We start from the raw sequence: 2,356 nt of genomic DNA, 5'->3' as shown, positions 1-2,356 counted from the left end.
CATTAACCGACTTTGCCCGCTTACTGACACTGGTGTAATCCGGGCAGCGCAACGGAACGTTCATCAGGGCAAAAATGGAATCAATAAAACCCTGCGCAGCCCGCAGGGTCAGCCGGAATACGCGTTTAATCACCAGAACGGTGGTGATGGCGAGATCAGAATAGCGCTGGGGCCTTCCTCGTGATGAAGGCGTTGCCGACTCATACCAGGCCTGAATGGCCTCATCATCCAGCCAGAAAGTGAGGGAGCCACGGTTGATGAGAGCTTTGTTGTAGGTGGACCAGTTGGTGATTCTGAACTTTTGCTTTGCCACGGAATGGTCTGTGTTGTCGGGAGGATGCGTGATCTGATCCTTCAACTCAGCAAAAGTTCGATTTATTCAACAAAGCCCATGGTGTGGTGCTGCCTGGATTACGACAACATCCCCCACTTGCTGACCAGAAATTGTGAATACACCGCCAGTACACACTGTTGTAGCGCCACCCACAACTTTAAAGTTATTTTCAAGCAGCCATGGGCCATAATTTTTAGCTGATTCAACTCCTGAATTTTTTGCAGATGCCCCTCCAGCGATTAATGCTTTTTTAACATAGCGGGCACATTTTGACTCGCCATATTTAAGCTTTTTATCTATGCCATTTTTAAAATTCTCGGCGTTAATTTTCGCTCTGGCCAGGGCTTGAGTGTTTAAAACACTAACTGCTACATTCTTGTCCAGCATTTATTCTCCTCCCTCTGCTTGTCGAGGACAATAAATACTACTATGAGATATGGGCTTAACAGAATCCATTAACCATTTCCCTTTTTCTTTAACCAGGTTAACGGCATACAGGGATACACCCTTACCATATCCTAATGTTAGCTTCACTTGTGCGACCTGGTCATTCTCTGAAACAGTTTCCACATTAATGCTGTCTTTCCATTCTTCACAAATATCCTGAGCATCGACAAAATAATCAGCACCCGATTCATCATTATCCCGCAGACTTCTGAGATGCTCAGTTGTATATTCAAAAATAGCTTTTTGAGTTAGTTTATCAGCTGATTCCATATCAGGCATTTCAGACGCAACAAGGTAATCATGATAAAAATTTGCAACAATTTCCCGAGGCATTGAACTATCGTCTGCTGAAGCTGAGGCTATACTGGCCACGCAGAATAAGCAGCAAGCAAAAATAATCTTCTTCAACATGAACGTCTCTCCGTAGATATGTTGGTATTTGTATAAGTAGTCGAGGTGAGAAATTTAGAAAATGACCACGTTCTTATTGTTCCGTTACGCTGGTGTTTTTCCACTTCCTATCAATTTTTTCTAGCACAACATTAAATTTAACTTTAGGCTCGGAACCTGCTCCTAAAATAACGTTGACTGAAGAGTCATTCTCTTTCTGATATACATCAAAGGTACTTATACTTGCTTTCCATGAAGGATAAACATCTTGTGATTTTGTAAAATAATCAACATCAGTATCAACCCAAGCACCATGCCAGTTACAAATATAACGCCCTTTAAACTGCTTGCATTCGCGCTTTTGTGAACATTTTCCTTCGAGTTCTTCTGCCGACACTGAATCATCAGAATCATAATTACACATCATTGAGTCGTTAATGCTTTTCATTAACTCATCAGAAACATATTGGCTGAGAAATCGACCGTTGTCCGATGATTCTTCTTTCAAATATGACTTATAAAAATTGTACACGATGTTTTCTGGGCTTGTTTGCTCGGATGCCTGTGTAAAATTTGATAAACAAAGCAAAAATGCAAATAAAAACACATTACGCATATGAGGAATTAATGGATCCATCATCAGCCCTTAGTCATTGAAAGATTTGCTGCTGATTTTGCTTTCCTGAGTGATATCCGTCAGGCTGAAATTGGGTGTTTCGTTGGGGAGATTTGCGCCCGATCCTGGTACCAGATAGTCAGACGTCTTCATAATGAACTCACCTGATGAGCCATGTTCAATGCCGTTCTTACTCAGCCTCAGGTAAGATGATCCTCTCCTCGTAATATGGACACGCGCCTAAGCGAGATTCTGATTTTCAAATTGTTCCGGGCTGAGGCCGCCACAGGCACTGTGACGACGCCAGCGATTGTAATCGCACTCAATGTAATTAAATACCATCGTACGCATATCATCGCGACTGATTAGACGCTCACCGTGGATGCACTCTACCTTCAGCGTGTGGAAAAAGCTTTCCGCGCAGGCATTGTCATAGCAGCAGCCTTTTGCACTCATGCTGCCCCGAAGGTCGTGCTGCTTCAACAGGGCCTGATAATCTGCTGAGCAGTACTCGACCACCCCGGTCGCTGTGGGCCTATAACCCCTTTTGGCCGCTTACGCCGCCACAG

General features: G+C 43.6%; 4 protein-coding genes and 2 pseudogenes. All 6 read right to left on the bottom strand.

Translation table 11 applies throughout. From position 1 onward, the window contains the following. The coding region (locus HMPREF1024_RS04350; RefSeq protein WP_032266909.1) for an IS5/IS1182 family transposase at positions 1 to 358 on the bottom strand (358 nt) is incomplete at its 3' end. A gap of 21 nt (positions 359 to 379) precedes the next feature. Further along, positions 380 to 721 (bottom strand): hypothetical protein, encoded by a 342-nt coding sequence (locus HMPREF1024_RS0127425; protein WP_032451418.1) that lies wholly within the window; start codon positions 719 to 721, stop codon positions 380 to 382. Then, on the bottom strand, positions 722 to 1,192 hold the full coding sequence (locus HMPREF1024_RS0127420) for a DUF3828 domain-containing protein (protein ID WP_025368036.1): 471 nt from the start codon (positions 1,190 to 1,192) through the stop codon (positions 722 to 724). A gap of 73 nt (positions 1,193 to 1,265) precedes the next feature. Continuing rightward, complete coding sequence (locus HMPREF1024_RS29275; protein ID WP_223817490.1) at positions 1,266 to 1,811, bottom strand: DUF3828 domain-containing protein; 546 nt, start codon at positions 1,809 to 1,811, stop codon at positions 1,266 to 1,268. A 6-nt stretch (positions 1,812 to 1,817) separates the two neighbouring features. Then, a pseudogene (locus tag HMPREF1024_RS31825) lies at positions 1,818 to 1,997 on the bottom strand (type VI secretion system tip protein VgrG); the annotation flags it as partial. 30 nt (positions 1,998 to 2,027) lie between these two features. Further along, positions 2,028 to 2,356, bottom strand: a pseudogene (locus HMPREF1024_RS0127415) (IS3 family transposase); the annotation flags it as partial.

Source organism: Klebsiella sp. 4_1_44FAA (assembly GCF_000238715.1).
GTDB classification, from domain to species: domain Bacteria; phylum Pseudomonadota; class Gammaproteobacteria; order Enterobacterales; family Enterobacteriaceae; genus Klebsiella; species Klebsiella pneumoniae.
Note: the sequence above shows the minus strand (reverse complement) of the source record. Positions and strands in the feature narration are given on the sequence as shown.